We start from the raw sequence: 20358 nt of genomic DNA, 5'->3' as shown, positions 1-20358 counted from the left end.
CGGAGCCCATCGTGGAACTGACCACCATCTGGTTTCTCCTCGTCGCCGTGCTGTTCACCGGGTACTTCATCCTGGAGGGCTTCGACTTCGGCGTCGGCATGCTGCTGCCCGTCCTGGGCCGGAACGACCGGGAACGCCGTGTCCTGATCAACACGATCGGCCCGGTGTGGGACGGCAACGAGGTGTGGCTCATCACCGCCGGCGGCGCGATGTTCGCCGCGTTCCCCGAGTGGTACGCCACCCTGTTCTCCGGCTTCTACCTGCCGCTGCTGCTGATCCTGCTGGCCCTGATCGCCCGGGGTGTCGCGTTCGAGTACCGGCACAAGCGCCCCGAGGCGTCCTGGAAGCGCCGCTGGGACACCGCGATCGTCGTCGGCTCACTGCTCCCGGCCATCCTGTGGGGCGTCGCCTTCGCCAACATCCTGCGCGGCGTGCCACTGGACGCCGACCACGAGTACGTCGGTGGCCTCGTCGACCTGCTCAACCCGTACTCCCTGCTCGGTGGCGCGACCACCCTCGCGCTGTTCCTGACCCACGGCGCGGTGTTCCTCGCGCTGAAGACCACCGGCGACATCCGCGAGCGCGCGGGCGCCCTCGCGGTGCGCCTGGGTGTCGTCGCCGCGGTACTCGCGGTCGGGTTCCTGAGCTGGACGTTGAGCATCCGCTCCAGCACGGCCGCCGTCGTGCTCGCCGTCGGCGCGGCCCTCGCCCTGCTCGGTGGTCTGGCCGCCGCCCGGGTACGCCGGGAGGGCTGGGCGTTCACCGGCACCGCCGTGGCGATCGGTCTGGCCGTGGCGACGCTGTTCGCGGCGCTGTTCCCGAATGTGCTGCCGTCCACGCTGGACACCGCCGGCACGTTGACGGCCACCAACGCCGCGTCCACCCCCTACACCCTGAAGATCATGACCTGGGTGGCGGTGATCTTCACTCCGGTGGTGCTGGCCTACCAGGGCTGGACCTACTGGGTGTTCCGCAAGCGCATCGGTGTGGCCAACATCCCCCAACACTGACCGCATCTCGCCGACGTGGCGGTATCCCGGGGGCGCGGATACCGCCACGTCGGCGATATCGAGTCGATCACGTCCGGCGTCCGCCGCTACCGTGTGCCGATGCACGTACGCGAACTCACCGCCGACGACCTCGACGCCGCCTGGGACCTGGGCCGGTTCGCGTTCGGCAACACCTCGGAACGAGCGGCGAGCACGCGGATCGTGGTACCCGGGATGACGCGCTGGGGCGCGTTCGACGACACCGGGCGGCTCGTCGGCAAGGCCGTCGACCTGCACCACGACCAGTGGTGGTCGGGGCGGGTGGTGCCGGCCGCCGACGTGGCCGGGGTGGCCGTCGCACCCGAGGCCCGGGGCCGTGGCGTGGCGAGGGCCATGCTCACCGCGTTGCTGCGCGGGGCGCACGAGCGGGGCGCGGCGGTCAGCGCGTTGTACCCGACCGTCGCCGCCCCGTACCGGGCCTGCGGGTGGGAGGCCGTCGGTGTGCTGCGGACGGTCGACCTGGCCACCGCCACGCTGCCCCGGTACCGGCCCGCGTCGCACCTCACCGTCCGGGCCGGTACGCCCGCCGACCTGCCCGCCGTCGCCGCCCTCTACGAGCGGGTCACCCGGCACCGTAACGGCCTGCTGACCCGCCGGGGTGAGCTGTTCGACGCCGACGATCGCGGCCTGCCCGGTGACGGACTCACCCTCGTCGAGAGGGGCGACGACCTGGTCGGCTACGCCACCTGGCAGCGGGGGAGCGGCTACGGTGCCGACTCGGTGCTCACCGTCGACGAGGCCCTGGCGGTCACCGCCGAGGCCGCCCGGGAACTCGTCGGGGTGCTCGCCAGTTGGGCGAGCGTCGCGCCGACCCTGCGGCTGTGTCCGCTCGACGGTGACGCGGTGAGCGCCTGCCTGCCGTTGGAGTCGGCCCGCGAGCACGAGCGGGACCTGTGGATGCACCGGCCGGTCGACGTCGCCCGGGCGGTGAGCACCCGTGGGTGGCCCGCCCACGTGCGGGGTGTCGTCGACTTCCGCCTCACCGATCCGCTCGCCGAGTGGAACACCGGCACCTGGCGGTTGGCTGTCGCCGACGGCGCGGCCGAGTTGACCCGCGTCGACGGTGAGGCGGATCTGCGGCTGGACGTCCGCGGTTTCGCGTTGCTGTACGCCGGGGCGGCCGGCGCCCGGTCGGTCGCGCAGGCGGGCCTGCTGCACGCCGCCGGTGTCGCGCCGGACGCCCTGGACCTGTTGGGCGCGGGCGGCCCGGCCCAGGTGCTCGACTACTTCTGACGGGTCGGACTCGTCCGGCGTCACCGCCACCTGCGGGCGATCGGCCCGACCACGTTCCCGGCGGTCAGGTCCGCGCACACGCCTGACCGGTCCGCCGACCCGCGACGGCACCGCTGTGCCCGGTCAGGCCGCCAGTTCGGCGTTCGCGCGTCGGCTGACCTGTGCCGCCACCGCCCCCGGTCAGGCCGCCAGTTCGGCGTTCGCGCGTCGGCTGACCTGTGCCGCCACCGCCCCCGGTCAGGCCGCCAGTTCGGCGTTCGCGCGTCGGGTGATCACGGTGAGCGCCCGGGCGGCGGCGTTCGCGTCGTCGGCGGGGATGTCGGCGTAGAGGCGCTCGGTGATGCCGGAGACGACGTCCGCGACGCGGGCCTGCGTCGCCTGACCGGCGTCGGTGAGCCGGATCCGCGCCGGGTCGGTGTCGTCGTCGGCGAGGTTCGCGTCGAGGAGTCTGGCGATCACCTCGTGGACGGCCGGCGCGTCGACCTTGAGTGTGCTGGTGATCCGGTCCGTCAGGTGGGCGCGGTCGACGGGCCCGTCGGCGAGGACGTTGAGCGCGAGCACCTGGCCGAAGGTGAGCCCGAGCGGGGCCACGGCCCGCTCCAGCAGGGCCCGGGTGGCGTAGTGGGCCTGGCCGATGACCTGGCCGTTGAGGGTGGGAGTGGTGGACATGACGCCTCCTTCTAAACGTTGGCCGCACCAACGTTGGTGAAGCCAACGTAGCATGGATCGTAGGTCGCGCCAACGATTCCTGTTAGGCTGCGGCCATGCAGTCCACCGCCCCGCAGTCACCCGCCGGGCTCCGCACCACCCCGACGTGGTTGCTCAACCAGACCGCCGCCCACGCCGCCCGGCTCATCAGCGAGGGCTTCGCCGCGCACGGCCTACGCGGCTACCACTACCGGCTGCTCGCCACGCTGGACGAGGACGGCCCCGCCAGCCAGGCCGACCTGGGCCGACGCTGCGGCATCGACCGCAGCGACGTCGTCGCGGCCGTCAACGACCTGGCCGGTCGAGGGCTCGTCGTACGCGCCCCCGACCCGGCCGACCGCCGCCGCAACGTCATCAGCCTCACCGACGCCGGCGCCGACGAGGCCCACCGGATGGGCGACACCGTCGGCCGGGTCCAGGACGAGCTGCTCGCCCCGCTGTCCACCGCCGAACGCGACCAGCTGACCCGCCTGCTCACCCGCCTGCTGGAGCACCACGCCCGGCGCTGAACACCCTCAGCGGGCCTCGCGCAGCTCCGCCAGGCGCGCCTCGATCTCGGCCAGCTCGGCGCGCAGCTTCTCGGCCTGCTGCTCCGCCTCGGCCCGCTCGGTGCCGAGGATCTGCTCCACCGCCTCCTGCACCCCGGGCACGTCGACCAGGGCCACCATCTTCAACGCCTCGGCCGGCTTCACCACGTACGGCTTCGCCAGGGCCTTGCTGCCCTGCTGCGCGGCGACGGTCCACTCACCGTCGGCGTACGCCAACGTGACGGTGAGACCGGCGGGCCCCTTCGGCTTGACGGCCTTGACCGCCCGCCGCGCCGGCGGCTTCTCCGTCTGCTCCACCTTCGGATCCTCCTGTCGCTGCGCGGGCACCCGCGGCGTGTCCAACACGAACTCCGGCGCCGCCACCGGCTCCGGCTCCGGCGCGGGCTCGGGTTTCGGCTCCACCACCCGACGACCGGCGCCCTTGGGCGCCACCGCCAGGTCGGCGGGGGAGAACGGCAACTCGTCGCGGCCGAACCGCACCACCACGAACTCGTCGGACACCTCCGGGTCGGTCAGCTCGACCACCTGACCGACCTGGCCGGCGATCTGCCCCGCCGAGGCGGTGAACACCACCCGTGGTTTACGCCCGGCCGCCAACGCCTCCCGGATGCTCTGCACCTCGTCAGTGGACAAACCCTGGCCGGCATCCATCACAACCCTCTTCCGTACACCTGTTTGATTTCTGTCTTGATACCAGCCGACTGCGACACCCGCCGCACAGGGCCCACGCCCACTCAGCCGCCCAACGCCCGCAGTGCGCGATCCGCGTGGTCGTTCATGCTGACCTCACTGTGGATCACCTCGATGACCCGCCGGTCGACGCCGATCACGAACGTCATCCGCTTCGTGCTCAACGCCCCCAACGGCATCCGCCGCCTCACCCCGAACTGCCGCGCCACCGTGCCGTCCTCGTCGGACAACAGCGGATAGTCGAACCCGTGCAGCTCGGAGAACTCCGCCTGCTTCGCCACCGGGTCCCGGCTGATGCCCACCCGCGACGCGCCCAACGCCGTGAACTCCGCCGCGAGGTCCCGGAAGTGGCAGCTCTCCGCCGTGCAACCCCGCGTCATCGCGCCCGGGTAGAAGAACACCACCACCGGCCCGGTCGCCAGGAACTCCGACAACCGCCGCGGCGTGCCCGTCTCGTCCGGTAGCTCGAAATCCTGCACCACGTCGCCGACACCCACACCCGCCACCGCGCACCTCCGTTGTCCCAGCGACCGAACGCGCGGGAAGCGTAAGCGATCACCCCGGAGCGACCCCGACTCCCCGGCCACCCCGCCGCCACCGTGTACCGAAGCCCGCCGCCTGTGACCCTCCTCTCGACGACCGAAGCGCGCCGGTCACGGTAGCGTCGGCGCATCCCGATCCGACAGCCCTGGAGTCGCCGTGGCACCGGTCACCGTCATCACCGGGGGCGGTCGCGGCATCGGCGCGGCCACCGCCCGCCGCCTCGCCGCCGCCGGTCACCACGTCGCCCTGTGCTACCGCCGTGACGAGGCCGCCGCCGCCACCGTCCTGGCCGACCTGCGCGCGACCGGAGTGCAGGCCATCGCGGTACGCGCCGACACCACCGACCCCGACCAGGTCGCCGAGCTGTTCGACGCCGCGGCGCGGCTCGGCCCGCTCACCGGCCTGGTCAACAACGCCGGCGTCACCAGCCTCATCGGGCCCTTCACCGAGCTGCGCGTCGAGGACCTGCGCCGGGTCGTCGACGTCAACCTCGTCGGCTACGTCCTGTGCGCGCAGCAGGCCGCCCGCCGGCTGAGCGACGGAGGCGCGATCGTCAACGTCTCCTCGGCCGCCGCCACCCTGGGCAGCCCGGGGGAGTACGTGCACTACGCCGCCGTGAAGGCCGCCACCGACACCCTCACCGTGGGTCTGGCCAAGGAACTCGCCCCGAAGGGCATCCGGGTCAACGCCGTCGCCCCCGGCATCGTGCGCACCGACATCCACGCCGACTCCGGGGTGCCCGACCGCCCCGACTCCGCCGTCGGCCGGATCCCGCTGGGCCGCGCGGGCGAACCCGACGAGATCGCCGCCGCCATCGCATGGCTGCTCGGCCCGGAGGCCTCCTACGCCACCGGCACGGTGCTGCGCGTCTCCGGCGGCCTGTGAGCCGGGGCGCCGCGCGCCCCGGCTCACCGCTCAGTGGGTGAACAGGTCAGTGGGTGAACAGCTTCGCCGCCGTGATGGCGGTCTGCGCCACCCCGTACCCGAGCAGCACCGCCACCACCAACCAGGAGATCCACAACCGGGCCTGCTGCCCGTTACGGCTGTCGTCGCTCATCGCGTACCGCTCCTCTGCTCGGTCTTCGGCTCGTCCACATTCGCCGCCGGCTCGTGGTAGCGCTGCGGCACCGGCCGCACCAACAGGTTCGCCACGAAGCCCACCGCGAGAACCCCCACCATGGTGAACAGCGCCGGCCGGTACGCCGCCGCCGTCAACGTGCCCGGCTCGCCCTGCGCGTCGAGGAACCCGTTGACGATCAGCGGGCCGGCGACCCCCGCCGCCGACCACGCGGTCAGCAACCGACCGTGGATCGCGCCGACCTGGAACGTGCCGAACAGGTCCCGCAGGTACGCCGGCACGGTCGCGAACCCACCGCCGTAGAACGACAGGATCACGCAGGCCAACAACACGAACAACGCCGTGGCGGTCTGCCCGACGAGGGCCAGCAGCGCGTACAGCACCATGCCGACACCCAGGTACACCAGGTAGATCGGTTTGCGGCCGATGACGTCCGACGTGGACGACCACACGAACCGGCCCGCCATGTTGAACAGCGACAGCAGACCCACGAACCCACCGGCCGCCGCGACGGTCACCGCCGACGTGCCGTCGTCCCGGAAGAAGTCCTGGATCATCGGGCTGGCCTGCTCCAGGATGCCGATGCCGGCTGTCACGTTGCAGAACAGCACCACCCACAGCAGCCAGAACGAGCGGGTCTTCACCGCGTTCGCCGCCGACACGTTCGCCGTCGTGACCAGTGGTTTCGCCGCCACACTCGCCGGGTCGAAGCCGGCCGGACGCCAATCCTCGGCCGGCACCCGCACGTTCGCCACCCCGAACATCATGATCACGAAGTAGCCGATGCCGAGTGTCACGAACAACCAGACCAGGGCGCTGCCGGACGCCGTCGACCCGGCGTTGGCCGGGTCGTAGGCGGGATCGAAGAAGGACAGCAGTTGCCGGGACAGGGGAGAGGCGACCATCGCCCCACCACCGAAACCCATGATCGCCAGACCGGTGGCCAGGCCCGGCCGGTCCGGGAACCACTTGATCAGAGTGGAGACCGGGGAGATGTAGCCGATGCCCAGGCCGATGCCGCCGAGCAGCCCGTAGCCCAGATACAGCAACCACAGTTGCTTCGTGGCGATGCCCAACGAGCCCACCAGGAAACCCGCCGCCCAGAAGCAGGCCGAGACGAACATCGCCTTACGCGGCCCGTTCTCCTCCACCCAGGTCCCGGCGACGGCGGCGGACAACCCCAGCATCACGATCGCGATGCTGAAGATCACCCCGATCGCGGTCTGGCTGGCGTCGAAGTGGGCGATCAGCGAGTTCTTGTAGACGCTTGTCGCGTAGACCTGGCCGATGCAGAGGTGGATGGCCAACGCCGCCGGGGGGATGAGCCACCGGCTGTAGCCGGGCGGCGCGACGGTGTGCCGACGATCGAGTGCGGAAAGCATGCGCTGCTTCCTCTCCGATGAGGACGAGACGTCCCCACAACGTGCCCACCGCACGTACCAGCGGCAAACCTCGACAGCGCCGGGTGGTCGAAACCGTGAGCTGAGCGGTCACTCAGCCGCCGGCTGCGCCCGCCACACCCAGTTACGCCGCTCGTAGAGCACGCTCATGCCCAGCCGACGCATGTTGTCCAGCGACGGATTCGACGCCCCCGGCGCGGGCCGACCCGTCTCGGCGGCGACCCACCGGCAACCGGCCGCCGCGGCGGCGGCCACCCGGGCCGCCAACAGACCCGACTGCGCGCCCCGACCCCGATGCGACGGCAGGGTGGCACCGGTGTTGAGGGAACCGACCTCGCCGTGCACGAACAGGTTCGCGGCCGCCACCATCTCCGCACCGTCCCACGCGGCGAACGGACGGAAGCCGGGGTCGCGGACACTCGCGGTCAGCATCGGCGCCAGGTGTTCCTCGGGCATCCCGAAACACCGCAACACGACCGACGCCCACTCGTGCACCGACCCGTCCGGAACCGGGCCCACCCGCAGGTCGGTGCCACCGGGGCTCAGGGCGTCGACCTCACCGGCGAGTTTCACCCACACACCGCCCGCCGTGATGTTCTCCCGCGCGCAGATCTCGTCCCAGTCCGCCGGCAACCGGTCCGGCGCGATCTGGATGACGGCGCTGGGCGTGCCCTCGGCGCGGTAGACGTCACACACCTGGGCGATCACCTCGCCGGTCACCGGCTCGGCGACGCCGAACCCGAGCGCCTTGGACCAGTAGCCGGTCGGGTCGTGCCGCATCGACAGCACCACCCCGCCGCCCACCCGGGCGGTCCGGATCCCGAGCGCGGCCCGCACGTCGGCCGGAGCACCCGACTCGTACCGGAACATGAACTCGGCCTCGGCCAGCTCGGCCAGCGCGCCTACCGTCTCGTCAGTCGCCACCCGGCACAGCCTGCCAGGGCGCGGTGCGCCCCGGCACCGGCGAGGCCGACGCCGTGAGCAGCGCCACTACCGCAGGTCCGGGGCGTGCCACCCGCCGGTGAGGGCCTCGGCGTCCGCCGGACCCCAGGTGCCCTTGTCGTACGACCGCACCGGCGCCGCCAGGTCCAGGATCGGCGCGACGATGCGCCACTCCTGCTCGATCGTCTCCGCACGGGCGAAACGCAGGTGCTGCCCGTCCATCGCGTCGTCGAGCAACCGCTCGTACGCCTCCTGGCGACGCCCGAGCGCCGAACCGAAGTCGACGGACAGGTCCACCGGGCGGCTCGTCACCTCGGCACCCGGGCTCTTCGCCTGGATCGACATCGTGATGCCGTCGCCACGCCCGAGGCGGAACCGCAGCAGGTTCGCGGCGGTCGCCGTGCCCCGCTCCGCCGGGATCAGCGCGCGCTGCGGCTGCTTGAACTCGACCACGACCTCCGTCGCCGTACCCGGCAGCGACTTGCCGGTGCGCAGGTAGAACGGCACGCCCGCCCAACGGGGTGAGTCGACGGTCAACCGGGTCGCCACGAACGTCTCCGTGTTGGAGTCGGCGGCGACACCCGGCTCGTCGCGGTATCCGGCGTACTGCCCCCGCACGGTGGACTCCGGCGACAGCGGCGCGATCTGCCGCAGCACCGCGGCCTCCGCCTCCCGGAACGCCGTCGTGTCGTCACTGGCGGGCGCCTCCATCGCGATCAACGCGACGACCTGCAGGATGTGGTTCTGCAACACGTCGCGGGTGGCGCCGACAGTGTCGTAGAACCCGGCCCGCCCCTGCGTGCCGAAGCCCTCCGCGAGGGTCACCTGGACGTTGTCGATGTGCTCGTTGTTCCACAACGGCTCGAACAACCGGTTGGCGAACCGGAAGGCGTAAAGACCCTCGACGGCCTCCTTGCCCAGGTAGTGGTCGATGCGGAACACCCGCTCGCTGTCGAACGCCGCCCGCAGCGTGCGATCCAACTCACGCGACGACTCCAGGTCACGCCCGAACGGCTTCTCCACGATCACCCGGCCTCGGTCGGCCAACCCGACCGCCGCGAGGCCCTCGACGACGGACCCGAACACCGCCGGAGGGATCGCCAGGTAGAAGAGCGGCCGCTCGGCGTCGCGCAGACGCTCGGCCAGGCGCTGGTACGTCGTCGGGTCGGCGTAGTCGCCGGAGATCATCGAAAGGTTGGCCGCGAGCCCGTCGAAGGTCTCCTCGTCGATCTCGTCGTTGGCCTCCAGCACCGACTTGCGGGCCGTGGTCACGAGCTGCTGGTCATCCCAGGGGGAGCGGGCCACGCCGATCACCGGGACGTTCAGGCGGTCGCGTCGGGTCAACTCGTACAGCGCCGGGAACAGCTTCTTCGAGACGAGGTCACCGGTGACGCCGAACAGCACCACCGCGTCTGAGCGCATGTGCATGGCTCTTCCATTCGATCATCTGATTCTGATCTTCCGAACGGAGAACGGCGCGACCCACCTCGGCATTCCCTGCTGGGCGGCGCACGTGAGGTCGGCGACAGCGACGGCGCTCACCGCGAACCCCGCGCTCCACCACCCGGTGCAGAATTCGACCATGCGCCTCACCTTCGACCAGTCAGCGGGAACCGGGCCGGAGATCATCTGCCTGCCGATGTTCAGCACGACCCGCGTCGCCACGGCCGCCGCCCTGGCACCCGCCCTCGCCGGTGCCGACCTGCGCGAGACGTACCTCGACCTGCCCGGCCACGGCGACACCCCGGCAACCTGCCCGGCCACGTCCCAGGCGGTGCTGGACGTGGTGTGCGCGTGGCTCGACGAGCACGTCGACGCCCCCGTCCTCCTGGCCGGCGCCTCCTACGGGGCGTACCTCGCCGCCGGGATCGCCCGCCGACGACCCGAACTCGTCCGCGGCCTGCTCCTCGTCTGCCCCGGTGTCACCATCGCGCCGAGCGGCCGCACCCTGCCCGAGGAGCGCCCGGCACCGGGGCCGGCCGGCTGGCTCGACGAGGCCCCCACCGACCTTCGCGCGCACCTCGACGCCGCGTTGGGCCACCGCACCCCGGCCGTGGTCACCACGGTGCTCGCCGCCCTCGCCACCGGCGGCCCCGGCGACGACACCTTTCAACGGACGCTGCGGTCCGGCTCCGGGTACGCGCTCCCGGACGAGGACGTCGACACCCCCTTCCCCGGGCCGGTCAGGGTGCTCACCGGCCGACAGGACGGCGTCGTCGGGTACGCCGACCAGTTCCACGCCATGCGCCGCTACCCCCGTGGCACCTACACGACCATCGACCAGGCCGGCCACTATCTGCCCTTCGAACAACCGGCCCTGCTGCGCGCGCACACCCAGGACTGGCTGCGGCGAACCCGCGCCTGACCCACCCTCCCGGCGAGCACACCCTGACTTTTGTCACGAGCACACTGTGCACCACGCATCGAAGGGTCGTGACTAACTGCACTGTGGCGCGCCCCGTCCCGTCAACGAGACTCGATCCAGAACGCCGGCACGACAGCCGGCCGGGTTCGAGACGGGAGGCGGGACGGTGGACGAGCGCTACGACAGCTACTGCGCCGCGGATCGACTGTTCTACGACTCGCTCGGCACCGCTGTCGCGCAGCCCGACTTCCCGGCCGCCACGGCGAGCCGTTCGACGACTGGCTGATCTACGGCCCAGGCCCCACCTGGCATGAGGGTCTGATTCGATAATGCACATTATGTAAAGTCATGGAATCCGGCGGTCCCCTCGACCACCGTCATCCACGGGTCAACCCGGGCGGGCACGCGTCCTCGTCCGGCCCGACGGGGCGGGCGTTGACCAGCGGATGGCGCCGCAGACGCGCCACCACAGCGGCGCTGCCGCCGAAGTCGGTCCAGGTGTCGTCCCACAACGCCGAGACGAGCCAGGAGCGATCCGCCGGGAAGAACAGATCCGGCAGCGGACCGTCACCACGCATGTGGCCGGTTCTCCAGGTCAGGGCCTGCTCGGGTCCGGCTTCGACCACCACGTAGGGATAGTCCCAGTAGAGGGAGATCCTCGGGGCGTGCGGGAAGACGACGTCGTGGGCGCCGGTGTCGAGGTAGCCCAGCCACCAGGGCTGATCCGTGGTGCACGACGCAAGTTCGTCCACCACGGCGCGTTCGTGGGCGTCGAAGCCGACACCTTCGGGTGGGTGGAACGTGGCGTACGCGTCGAACACCGGCGGGATCGCGGTGGTGACCGAGAAGCCCTGCGTGGTCTGCCCGGCGAGCCAGCGGACGTCGTCGGGGGTGCCGATCCGCCAACGCTGTCCGTCCTTGTCGACGTCCATGGGCTCCGTCCAGGTCGATGCGTCGTCCGCGCCATAGCGGCCGGACTGGGCGGCCGACGACGCGCAGGGCGCCCACCCTGGTCGACCGACAGCCCGCCACTGGTGTCCCTCCGGGCAGACCAGGTCCGTCGGTTCGCCCACCTCTCGATGAACGAAGACCGCGCCGGGTCGCCCGCAGTGCGGGCAGGTGGTGACGGGTACTGCCATGCCGCGCAGAGTACGTGTTCCCTCGATCCGCGCGACGCGTTGCCGCGATGCGCGCCGGCCGACAGGTGGCCGCGCCGCTGTCGAACCACCCCGGAACGCAGGACCCCGAAGGCAGTGCCTGCTCCCCTTGTCCGGGGCTGGTACGGGGCACTTCCCGGCAACCCGAAAATGCTGCATAATATCGCTTATGCATGACAAAAAGGACGAATCGCTCGCAGTGTTGATCGAGGAGTTCCTGACCGCCCGGGCCACCCGCAAGCCCTCCCCGCACACCCTGGCCGCATACCGGCGAGATCTGCTCGCGGTGGCGGCCCTGGTCGCCGAGGATGCCGCCACTCCCCTCCCCCTGGACGCCTTGTCGATCACCGACCTCTCCCCCAGGGTGATGCGGGCGGCCTTCGCCCGGTTCGCCGCTCCCCGGGCGCCCGCGTCGGTGCATCGGGCCTGGTCCACCTGGAACAGTTTCTTCACGTTCCTCGTCGCTGACGGGGTCGTGGCCGGCAACCCGATGCCGGCGGTCGGGCGGCCCCGGGCGCTACTCCCCCAGCCGAAGCCGTTGCGGGGCGCGGACACCCCCGAGGTGCTGCTCGCGTCCGCCGCGCGGGACGAGGGTCGGCAGCGCGATCCGTGGCCCGAGCGGGACGTCGCGGTGTTGGCGGTGGCGCTCTGCGCCGGGCTGCGCCTGTCGGAGCTGCTGGCGTTGCGGGTGGGTTCGCTGGGTGGTCGGCCTGGTGAGCGGCGGATCGAGGTGCTCGGGAAGGGTGGGCGGCCCCGGGTGGTGCCGATGGAGGCGGATCTGGACCGGGTGTTGGAGGACTATCTGGACAGTCGGGTGCGGCGGTTCGGTTCCCGGTCGGTACGCCCCGACTCGGCGTTGCTGGTGGATCGGCGGGGTGAGCCGTTGCGTCGTGGTGGGCTGCAGTACCTGGTCGAGTCGTGTTATCGGCGTGCGGGCATCGGTGACCGGGTGCCGCAGGGCGCGCGGTTGCACGCGTTGCGGCACACCTTCGCGACGCGGCTGGCCGAGGACGGGGCGAGCGCGGCGGAGATCATGCGGTTGTTGGGGCATGCGTCGTTGGCGTCGTCGCAGACGTACATCGAGGTGACGGTCGGGCAGCAGCGCGACGCGGTCCGGGCCAACCGGACCAACCGTGCGTTGGCGGCTCTGCTGCCGGTGCGGCCGCGGTGAGCGGTGGTCAGTGCGCGCGGTGGCCGGTGCCGGCGGTGACGGGCAGTGGGCCGAGGACGGCGTTGATGATGTGGATTCGGGCGTTGGTGGCCTGGTAGTCGGAGCAGACGGTGTCGGCGCGGTCGCCGAGGCGGCTGGTGGGTCCGGTGCGGGTGACGGTGATCGTGGTGCCGTCGAGGGTGGTGGCCCGGCCGGCGGTGGTGAGGTCGGCGATCGGGTGGGTTTCGCTGACGAGGTGGGCCTTGAGCAGGGTGCGGAGCTGGTCGGTGTGGTGGGTCATGAGGTCGTCCCAGTTGTCCTCGGAGAACGTGGCGGCGAAGGCGTCGTCGGTGGGGGCCAGGATGGTGAGGCCGGTGCCGGCGGGCAGGTCGGTGAGGACGCCGCTGGTGCGCAGGGCCGCCTCGAAGGTGGTGAGGGTGGGGATCCAGCGCAGCGCCTGGTCGGCGGGTTGGCCGGCGAGGAAGGTCGGGTTGCCGGGGTCGGTGCCGGTGGGTAGGGCGGCGCAGAGGGGTCCGGTGACCTGGGGTGTGGTGTCGGCTGGTGGTTGGGTGGCGGCGCGGGGGGTGTCGGTGCTGCTGGTGCAGGCGGTGAGCAGCAGTGTCGGCACGAGGAGGGCGAGGGCCCGCAGTCGGGGGTGTCGCGCTGGGGTGGCGGGTTGCGACACGGTGGCCTCCACGGGTCGGGGGTCGGTGGGTGCCGGCGGCGCGGGCGGTGGGTCCCGCGCCGCCGGCGTGTTCAGGTGACGGTCAGAGTGCCGCGCACTGGTTGGTGCGGGGGCCGTGGACGGTGTTGGCGATGCCGAGGTTGCTCGGGGTGGGGTTGTTGCCGGTGCAGGTGAGCGGGCCTCGGATGGTGGTGCCGGCGAGCAGTGGGGTGTCGGTGCCGGTGGTGTTGGTGGAGAGGTCGGCGGGGCCGGCGATGGTGACGTCGATGACGGAGACGGCGTCGGTGGTGTCGGCGATGCGGAGCGGGCCGTTGACGGTGCTGTCGGCGAGGAGGACGCCGGCGGCGCCGGTGGCGGTGAGGGGGCCGCTGATGGTCGTCGCGGTTGCGACGAGTGCCGCGCCGGGTCGGACGGTGACCGGGCCGTTGATGGTGGCGTCGGTGGCGCAGGTGAAGCCGGTGACGGTCAGGGGTCCGTTGCGGCGGCCGGTGAGGGTCGGGTGGACGCGTTCGCCGTCGGTCAGCTTCTCGACGCCGAGTGGGTCGAGGAGCAGTGGGATGAGGCCGCGTTCGGGTTGGTTGAGGGGGACGTAGTAGCCGTCGGTGGTCTTGACGACCTTCCAGCCGTGGGCGGTGATGCGTTGGGCGACGGTGGTGCCGGCGCCGCCTGGTCCGTCGGTGCGGGCGCCGTTGTACTGCTCCTCGGTGAGCTTGTAGGCGCAGGGTGCGTTGTCGAGGATGAGGTTGGCGGGGGGCGCGTCGAGCGGCGGCGGGCTGTCGCCGGGGTGCGGCGCGGGATGGGCGGGGATGGGTCGGGATCCGCGGAAGACGAGGCGGCCGGTGTTGGCGGCCTGGGTCTCGATGGCGTCGGCGCGGGAGTTGAGGATGTCGGCGCGGTCGGCGCGGTGGTAGTCGAGGAACTGGTGGAAGGTCCACAGGGCGGAGTAGGTCTTGCGGCGGCGGTTGTTGGCGGTGTTGCCCTCGTCGGGGCGGGTCTGGCCGCCGGAGCTGCGCAGTTCCAGGAGGGAGTTGGTGACGTTCTTGAGGCCGAGGGTGTTGCGCAGGATGGTTTCCTCGCTGAGGCCGACGTTGCCGCCGCCTTCGCAGCCGTAGGGGCAGGCCCACCAGCCGGCTTCGGCGCCCTTGGCGTACATGTGGCCTTCGATCATGTCCTGGGACTGGTCGAAGATGGGTTGGGCGACGTTCTGGTGTCGGGGTGGGAGCATCGGGAGGTCGCCGGCGCGGGAGTTGCCGTATTCGTGGCCGTCGTAGCCGGCGACGGGTCGGTAGTCGCGGACCATTTTGATGTACGCGGTGGTTTCGGGTTGGCGGATCAGGGAGTAGTCGCGGTTGAGGTCCTGGCCGGTGGAGTTGCCGCGGGTGTTGTTGGCGCGGCCGTCGCCGTTGATGGTGGGGACGATCAGGACGGTGGTGTGGCTGAGCAGGTCGGTGATGCGGGGGTCGGTGCTGAAGGCGAGTTGGCGGGCCATGATGAGGCAGGCTTCGCGGTCGCCGGGTTCGTTGCCGTGGACGTTGCAGTTGATGGCCACGGGTGCGGTGGCGGCGACGGCGGCGGGGGTGGCCGGTGGGGTGGGGTGGCCGATGACCAGCATGTTGATGGGTCGGTTCTGGACGGTGCGGCCGAGTTCGACGACGCGGACGCGGTCGCTGAGGGCGTCGGTGGCGGCGGTGTAGGCGTACTCGTCGGTGTCGCTGGTGTATTGCGCGGCGTGGGTGGTCTCCCATTGGGTGCGCAGGTGTTGGCCGGGGGTTTCGGGATTGCCCCAGGGTGCGGTGGTGGTGGCGACGACGGGGTCGGAGTAGGGCTGTTCGGTGGTGCCGACGCGGGCGCGTACCCGCCATTGGAAGGTGTCTCCGGGGTTGAATCCGGCGTCGGCGAAGGTGGGTGACTGTTGGTTGATCTGGCGGTTGGGGCGCCAGACGCCGACGATCGTGGGTGTGCCGGTGGGGGTGTCGGTGGCGTCGACGGGTGTGCGTTCGATCTGGTAGTCGGTGGCGTCGGGGACGGGTTGCCAGGCGAGGGTGGCGTATCCGTCGGCTTGGCGGACGGTGAGGTCGGTGACCTGCGCGGTGGTGGGTTGGGCGTGGGCGGGGGTGGGTGCGGTGGTGAGGGTGAGGGCGGCGATGGTGGACACGGCGATGAGGGTGGGTCGCTGACGTCTCATGTGGCCTCCGACGAGGTGCTCGTGGGCGCGTGTCGATCAGCATGATCGTCGAGGTCCGTCGATGCAATGATCTTGAGGGAATCTTGCGGCTCGTGGTGCGCTCCCCCGCCAGGTGCAGGAGCACGGTGCCGATGTCGGTGGCGGCGGCGCGTACGCGGCGGGTCGGGACGGTGTCGCCGGTGATCCAGAGCGCGCCGTGGTGTTGCCCGTTCCAGCGCAGGATGAAGCCGATCTCCAGGGGGCTGGGGTCGGCGTTGATCGCTTCGACCTCCGCCTCCAGACCGGGGTACGCGGGGGTGAGCACCCGGAAGCCTTTGGCCTGGTAGTGGGCCCACTGCTCCCAGCTGCGCGGGGTGACCCAGAATCCGTGGATGAGGACGATGGTGTCCGGCGTGCCGCTCATGTCAGCGCCGTGGCGTCGGGGGTGGCGATGGCGTGACGACGGTGGTGTCGGTGAGCCCACCCTAGACATTCGTGACTCGCGATGCCGGGCTTTTCGTGACGTCCGTCAGTCGAGGTCGACCAGCAGGGGGCGGTGGTCGGAGATGGTGGACGGTGGGGCGGTGACGGCGCGTACCGGTGGGAGCTGTTGGAGGGCGTGCCGGTCGGCGAGGATGTGGTCGAGTTGGACGCGGGGTTGCCCGGCGGGGTAGGTGGGGCGGCGGCCCAGCGGGTGCCAGCCGGAGACGAGTCGGGCCGCGCCGGCGGGCAGGTTGAGGTCGCCGAGCAGGACGCGGGGGGCGGGCAACGCGCGCAGGGCGCGGACCGTCTGGCGGAGCTGGCGGGCGTTCCAGCCGGGCACGAAGGACAGGTGGGTCGCGGCGACGGTGAGCGGGCCGTGTGGGGTGTCCAGGACGGCGGCGAGGACGACGCGGGGTTCGTCGTGCAGCAGGATCAGGCCGCCGCGGGGGCCGGGTACGTAGACCGGTGAGCGGACGGGGGCGGGCTTGAGTCGGGTGACGTGCCAGCTGCGGACGGGGTGTCGGCTGACCAGCCCGATGCCGTAGCAGGGTTCGCCGTGTCCGTCGTCGTCGTGGCGGAGGGGGCGGAAGTGTTCGCCGGGGGTGCCGACGACGGCGGCGGCGAAGCGGTGGTGTGGTGCGTCGAGGGCGCGGGCGGCGATGGCGGTGAGGTCGAGGTTGCCGCTGCGGTGTTGGTCGCGGTCGACCTCCTGCAGGGCGAGCACGTCGGCGTCGAGGGCGCCGACGGCGGCGGCGAGCCGGTCGGGGTCGACGAGCCCGTCGGTGAGGGATCGTCCGTGCAGCAGGTTGAAGGTGGCCAGGCGCACTCCTGCACCTTACGTGCCCGTGGGATGGTTGCCGGGTGGTGAAGGTGTTGCTGTGTTCGATGGTGGTGTTCGTGGCGGTGGGTGCGTTGGGGGTGTGGTTGCGGCGTACGCGGGGTCGCTGAGCGGTGAGTTCTCCCACTCGGGGGGCCGGTCGGGCGCGTCGGGTGGCGAGAATTGCGACCCGTGGACGCCGTGACGCTGAGTACTCTGCTGGCCGCCGCCGCGATGGCGGGATGGGTCGATGCCGTCGTCGGCGGTGGTGGGTTGCTGCTGTTGCCGGCGTTGTTGGTGGCTGCCCCCGGGTTGCCGGTGGCCACCGCGTTGGGCACGAACAAGCTGGCGGCGATCTTCGGTACGTCCACGGCGGCGGCGACGTACGCCCGGCGGACGAAGGTGGATTGGCGGGTGGCGGGTCCGGCGGCCGGGTTGGCGGTGCTCAGCGCGGGTGTGGGCGCGGCGTTGGCCGGGGCGGTGCCGGCGTCGGCGTACCGGCCGGTGGTGTTGGTGGTGCTGGTGGCGGTGGCGGTGTTCGTGCTGGTGCGTCCCCGGATGGGGGTGGTGGCGGTGCCGGCGAAGCGGACTCCGGTGCGGGTGGGTGTGGTGGTCGCGCTGGCCGGGGTGGGTATCGCCCTGTACGACGGGATGATCGGTCCGGGCACCGGCACGTTCCTGGTGTTGGCGTTCACGACTGTCGTCGGCGCGGACTTCGTGCACGGTTCGGCGATGGCGAAGGTCGTCAACGCGGGCACGAACCTGGGTGCGTTGGTGGTGTTCGGGGTGACCGGACACGTGTGGTGGCTGCTGGGCGCGGGGATGGCGGTGTGCAACATCGCCGGTGCGGTGCTGGGTGCGCGGATGGCGTTGCGCCGGGGGTCGGGGTTCGTGCGGGTGGTGCTGCTGGTGGTGGTGCTGGCGTTGGTGGCGAAGCTCGGCCACGACCAGTGGGTGGCCCGGTGACGGTGCGCTGACCCGCTGCCGCCGGTCGTCGCCGCGCCGGCCGGGACCGCCGACAGCGACTGACGGGACCGCCCGGCCGGCGCGTCGGTCGGATCAGCGCAGGCGGATCAGCGGCGGCGGCTGGGTGAGTCGAAGCGGCCGGCGCGGATCTCGCGCAGGGCCCGGCGGCGGATGTCACCGCGCAGCGTGTCGACGTAGAGGGTGCCGCGCAGGTGGTCGGTCTCGTGTTGCAGGGCGCGGGCGAGGAAGCCGCTGCCGGAGATGGTCAACGGTTCGCCGTTCTGGTCGACGCCGTGTGCGGTGGCGTGCAGGGCCCGCACGGTCGGGAAGTACAGCCCGGGGATGGACAGGCAGCCCTCCTCGTCGTCCTGGAGTTCGTCGGACAGTTCGAGGGTGGGGTTGATCAGGTGCCCGCGGTGCCCGTCGGCGTCGTAGACGAACACCTGGGCGCTGACGCCGATCTGCGGTGCGGCGACACCGGCGCGGCCGGGCTCGCCGAGCAGGGTGTCCATCAGGTCGGCGACGAGGGACCGCAGCTCGGCGTCGAAGGTGGTGACCGGCTCGCATTCGGTGCGCAGGACGGGGTCGCCGATGATCCGGATGGGCCGCATGGTCATGACCGGCAGCTTATCGCCGTCGGCGGCGGAGTCAGCGTCCGGCCAGGGTGGCGCGGATCGGCGCGACCTTCGCCGCGGCCTCGGCGACCTCGGCGGCCGGGTCGCTGTCCCAGGTGATGCCGCCGCCGGCCCAGGTGTGCAGGTGGCGGCCGTCGGCGGCGGCGGTGCGGATGGTCAGGCCGAGGTCCACGCGGCCGGGGGCGACCCAGCCCAGCGCTCCCATGCTGGCGCCCCGGCCGACCGGTTCGAGGGCGTTGATCTGGGTCAGGGCGGCGAGTTTCGGGGCGCCGGTGACGGACCCACCGGGGCAGGTGGCGCGCAGCAGATCGGCGAGGCCGAGGCCGTCGGCGGCGACGGCCCGTACCGTCGACTCGGCCTGCCACAGGTCGCACCAGCGGCGGACGGTGAACAGGTCGTCGACGGTGACGGTGCCGGTGCGGGCGATGCGGGCGAGGTCGTTGCGTTCCAGGTCGACGATCATGACGTGTTCGGCGCGTTCCTTCGCGCTGGCGAGGAGTTCGGCGCGGCCGGCGGCGGTGGCCGGGCGGGTGCCCTTGATCGGTCGGGTGATGAGGTACCCGTCGGTGACCTCGATGAGGGTCTCCGGGGAGGCGCAGCCGATGGCCCAGCCGTCGCCGGTGAGCACACCGCCGTAACGGGCGCCGGGCAATCCGCCGAGGCGGCGCAGCGCGGGCAGCGGGTCACCGGTGTAGGGGGCGGCGGCGTGCCCGACGACATTGGTCTGGTAGACGTCGCCACGACCGATGGCGGCGCGCACGCGCGTGACCGCGTCGGCGTGCTGCCGGGGCGTCCAGCTCTCGGCCCACTCGCCGAGCCACCACGTCGACGCGGGCGGGCCGAACGGGTTGGCCGTCGGCGGGCGGTGCTCGTAGACGACGACGGCGAGGTCGGGCAGCGTCGGCGCGGGTTCGGGTGCCGTGCTGGGCGCACCGGCCAGGTGCGCGCCGGCGGCGGCGGACAGGTAGAGCGTGGCCCCGCAGACCCCGCTGCCGAGGTGGTGCGCGCTGGCCGGGCGGGTCAGGTCGTGCAGGGGCAGGCCGTGCGCGGCGAGGAACTCCTCGGCCAGGGCCGCGGGGTCGCCTCCGTCGCCGAGGCGCCACTGCAGGCGGGCGCGTTCGGTGAGCGCGCCTCGGCATGCGGCCGGGCCCGCCGGGACATCGACGAACGCCGCCGAGTCGCGGCGCGCGACGGAGCCGGCCGGGTCGCGGCGCGCGACGGAGCCGGCCGGGTCGCGGTTCGCGGCCGAGCCAGCTACGCCGCGTTCCGCGGTAGACACCTGTGGGAGCGTTTCCACGCCGTACGGTTCGACCTTCCTCATCCGTTCAGTGGATTTCCGGCGCGACAGACGGACACCTGCTCGATGCCGGACACTTTCGCTTGGTACTGTGCGTCACTGGTCATGTGAACCATGACACAGTGCCCCCACAGTCCGGAGAACCCGATGTGCCAGCACCAACCGACCTGCCCCTCCGCTGAAGCCACCGACCGGGAAGCCGCGCGAGTCCTCGCCTGCTTCCGTGAGCAGGGCTGGAGCCTGCTCTGCAATGGTGTCATCGTCTTCGAGGACACTGGCGAGCTGCTCCCCGACGGCAGCAGCATCGCACCGCACCGCGGCCCCGCCCGCCACGCCCTCGTGGCCTGACCGACCACTCAGCGTCACCGAATAGCCGCGATCGGCCCGGTCGTTCCCCGGGTCGCAGCGGCTGCCGGGGCGGCTCGCACCGCCCGCCCCGGCACGCCCG

At 72.0% G+C, this 20358-nt stretch carries 21 protein-coding genes; 8 read left to right on the top strand and 13 right to left on the bottom strand.

The annotated features are described in order from the left end of the window. The first annotated feature begins 11 nt into the window (after window positions 1-11). Both cydB and O7617_RS29055 read left to right on the top strand, forming a co-directional pair. Window positions 12-1010, top strand: a complete 999-nt coding sequence (gene cydB / locus O7617_RS29060) for a cytochrome d ubiquinol oxidase subunit II (RefSeq protein WP_282259479.1) — start codon at window positions 12-14, stop codon at window positions 1008-1010. Between the two features lie 99 nt (window positions 1011-1109). Continuing rightward, entirely contained in the window at window positions 1110-2282 is a 1173-nt protein-coding gene (locus O7617_RS29055) for a GNAT family N-acetyltransferase (RefSeq protein ID WP_282259478.1), read from the top strand. Between the two features lie 237 nt (window positions 2283-2519). Here the strand turns inward: O7617_RS29055 and O7617_RS29050 are convergent, their stop codons facing one another. Then, the gene (locus O7617_RS29050) at window positions 2520-2951 is read right to left on the bottom strand and encodes a hypothetical protein (protein WP_282259477.1); all 432 of its coding nucleotides are present in this window, start codon (window positions 2949-2951) and stop codon (window positions 2520-2522) included. Between the two features lie 95 nt (window positions 2952-3046). Between O7617_RS29050 and O7617_RS29045 the strand changes: the two genes are divergently transcribed. Beyond that, window positions 3047-3499, top strand: coding sequence for a MarR family transcriptional regulator (locus tag O7617_RS29045; RefSeq protein ID WP_282259476.1), 453 nt, complete (start codon window positions 3047-3049; stop codon window positions 3497-3499). Between the two features lie 6 nt (window positions 3500-3505). Here the strand turns inward: O7617_RS29045 and O7617_RS29040 are convergent, their stop codons facing one another. Continuing rightward, on the bottom strand, window positions 3506-4189 hold the full coding sequence (locus tag O7617_RS29040; RefSeq protein WP_282259475.1) for a hypothetical protein: 684 nt from the start codon (window positions 4187-4189) through the stop codon (window positions 3506-3508). A gap of 83 nt (window positions 4190-4272) precedes the next feature. Further along, window positions 4273-4734: a peroxiredoxin gene (locus O7617_RS29035; protein ID WP_282259474.1), complete on the bottom strand. Its 462-nt coding sequence runs from the start codon at window positions 4732-4734 to the stop codon at window positions 4273-4275. 193 nt (window positions 4735-4927) lie between these two features. Here O7617_RS29035 and O7617_RS29030 point away from each other — a divergent pair, with 193 nt between their 5' ends. Further along, window positions 4928-5656, top strand: a complete 729-nt coding sequence (locus O7617_RS29030; protein ID WP_282259472.1) for an SDR family oxidoreductase — start codon at window positions 4928-4930, stop codon at window positions 5654-5656. A gap of 46 nt (window positions 5657-5702) precedes the next feature. On the opposite strand, the gene O7617_RS29025 is transcribed toward O7617_RS29030, so the two are convergent. From O7617_RS29025 to zwf, 4 genes are all read right to left on the bottom strand, one after another. Then, window positions 5703-5828 (bottom strand): hypothetical protein, encoded by a 126-nt coding sequence (locus O7617_RS29025; RefSeq protein ID WP_282259470.1) that lies wholly within the window; start codon window positions 5826-5828, stop codon window positions 5703-5705. Further along, window positions 5825-7231, bottom strand: a complete 1407-nt coding sequence (locus O7617_RS29020) for an OFA family MFS transporter (RefSeq protein WP_282259468.1) — start codon at window positions 7229-7231, stop codon at window positions 5825-5827. Before O7617_RS29020 ends, O7617_RS29025 begins: the two co-directional genes overlap by 4 nt. Before the next feature lie 108 nt (window positions 7232-7339). Next, window positions 7340-8173: a hypothetical protein gene (locus O7617_RS29015; protein WP_282259467.1), complete on the bottom strand. Its 834-nt coding sequence runs from the start codon at window positions 8171-8173 to the stop codon at window positions 7340-7342. A 66-nt stretch (window positions 8174-8239) separates the two neighbouring features. Beyond that, entirely contained in the window at window positions 8240-9619 is a 1380-nt protein-coding gene (gene zwf / locus O7617_RS29010; protein ID WP_282259466.1) for a glucose-6-phosphate dehydrogenase, read from the bottom strand. A 154-nt stretch (window positions 9620-9773) separates the two neighbouring features. On the opposite strand from zwf, the gene O7617_RS29005 reads away from it, so the two are divergent. Further along, window positions 9774-10556: an alpha/beta hydrolase gene (locus tag O7617_RS29005; RefSeq protein WP_282259464.1), complete on the top strand. Its 783-nt coding sequence runs from the start codon at window positions 9774-9776 to the stop codon at window positions 10554-10556. A 377-nt stretch (window positions 10557-10933) separates the two neighbouring features. Here O7617_RS29005 and O7617_RS29000 read toward each other — a convergent pair whose 3' ends face one another. Continuing rightward, entirely contained in the window at window positions 10934-11695 is a 762-nt protein-coding gene (locus O7617_RS29000; RefSeq protein WP_282259462.1) for a hypothetical protein, read from the bottom strand. A gap of 187 nt (window positions 11696-11882) precedes the next feature. On the opposite strand from O7617_RS29000, the gene O7617_RS28995 reads away from it, so the two are divergent. Further along, entirely contained in the window at window positions 11883-12884 is a 1002-nt protein-coding gene (locus tag O7617_RS28995; protein ID WP_282259460.1) for a tyrosine-type recombinase/integrase, read from the top strand. 7 nt (window positions 12885-12891) lie between these two features. Here the strand turns inward: O7617_RS28995 and O7617_RS28990 are convergent, their stop codons facing one another. The 3 genes from O7617_RS28990 to O7617_RS28980 form a co-directional block, all read right to left on the bottom strand. Further along, entirely contained in the window at window positions 12892-13548 is a 657-nt protein-coding gene (locus O7617_RS28990) for a fasciclin domain-containing protein (protein ID WP_282259459.1), read from the bottom strand. An 82-nt stretch (window positions 13549-13630) separates the two neighbouring features. Continuing rightward, complete coding sequence (locus tag O7617_RS28985; RefSeq protein WP_282259458.1) at window positions 13631-15733, bottom strand: M14 family zinc carboxypeptidase; 2103 nt, start codon at window positions 15731-15733, stop codon at window positions 13631-13633. 508 nt (window positions 15734-16241) lie between these two features. Further along, window positions 16242-17021, bottom strand: coding sequence for an endonuclease/exonuclease/phosphatase family protein (locus O7617_RS28980; protein ID WP_282259457.1), 780 nt, complete (start codon window positions 17019-17021; stop codon window positions 16242-16244). Window positions 17022-17204: 183 nt separating this feature from the next. Between O7617_RS28980 and O7617_RS28975 the strand changes: the two genes are divergently transcribed. Next, window positions 17205-17978, top strand: coding sequence for a TSUP family transporter (locus O7617_RS28975; protein WP_282259456.1), 774 nt, complete (start codon window positions 17205-17207; stop codon window positions 17976-17978). 107 nt (window positions 17979-18085) lie between these two features. Here O7617_RS28975 and def read toward each other — a convergent pair whose 3' ends face one another. Both def and O7617_RS28965 read right to left on the bottom strand, forming a co-directional pair. Continuing rightward, on the bottom strand, window positions 18086-18595 hold the full coding sequence (def, locus tag O7617_RS28970; protein ID WP_282259454.1) for a peptide deformylase: 510 nt from the start codon (window positions 18593-18595) through the stop codon (window positions 18086-18088). A gap of 31 nt (window positions 18596-18626) precedes the next feature. Further along, window positions 18627-19721 carry a chorismate-binding protein gene (locus tag O7617_RS28965; RefSeq protein WP_282264896.1) on the bottom strand — a complete coding sequence of 365 codons (1095 nt, stop codon included), beginning with the start codon at window positions 19719-19721 and terminating at the stop codon, window positions 18627-18629. 336 nt (window positions 19722-20057) lie between these two features. Here O7617_RS28965 and O7617_RS28960 point away from each other — a divergent pair, with 336 nt between their 5' ends. After that, window positions 20058-20258 carry a DUF5999 family protein gene (locus O7617_RS28960; protein ID WP_007460326.1) on the top strand — a complete coding sequence of 67 codons (201 nt, stop codon included), beginning with the start codon at window positions 20058-20060 and terminating at the stop codon, window positions 20256-20258. Window positions 20259-20358: the final 100 nt, after the last annotated feature.

The sequence above is a fragment of the Micromonospora sp. WMMD1155 genome, assembly GCF_029581275.1.
GTDB lineage: Bacteria > Actinomycetota > Actinomycetes > Mycobacteriales > Micromonosporaceae > Micromonospora.
This window is presented reverse-complemented; position numbering and strand designations above follow the sequence as displayed.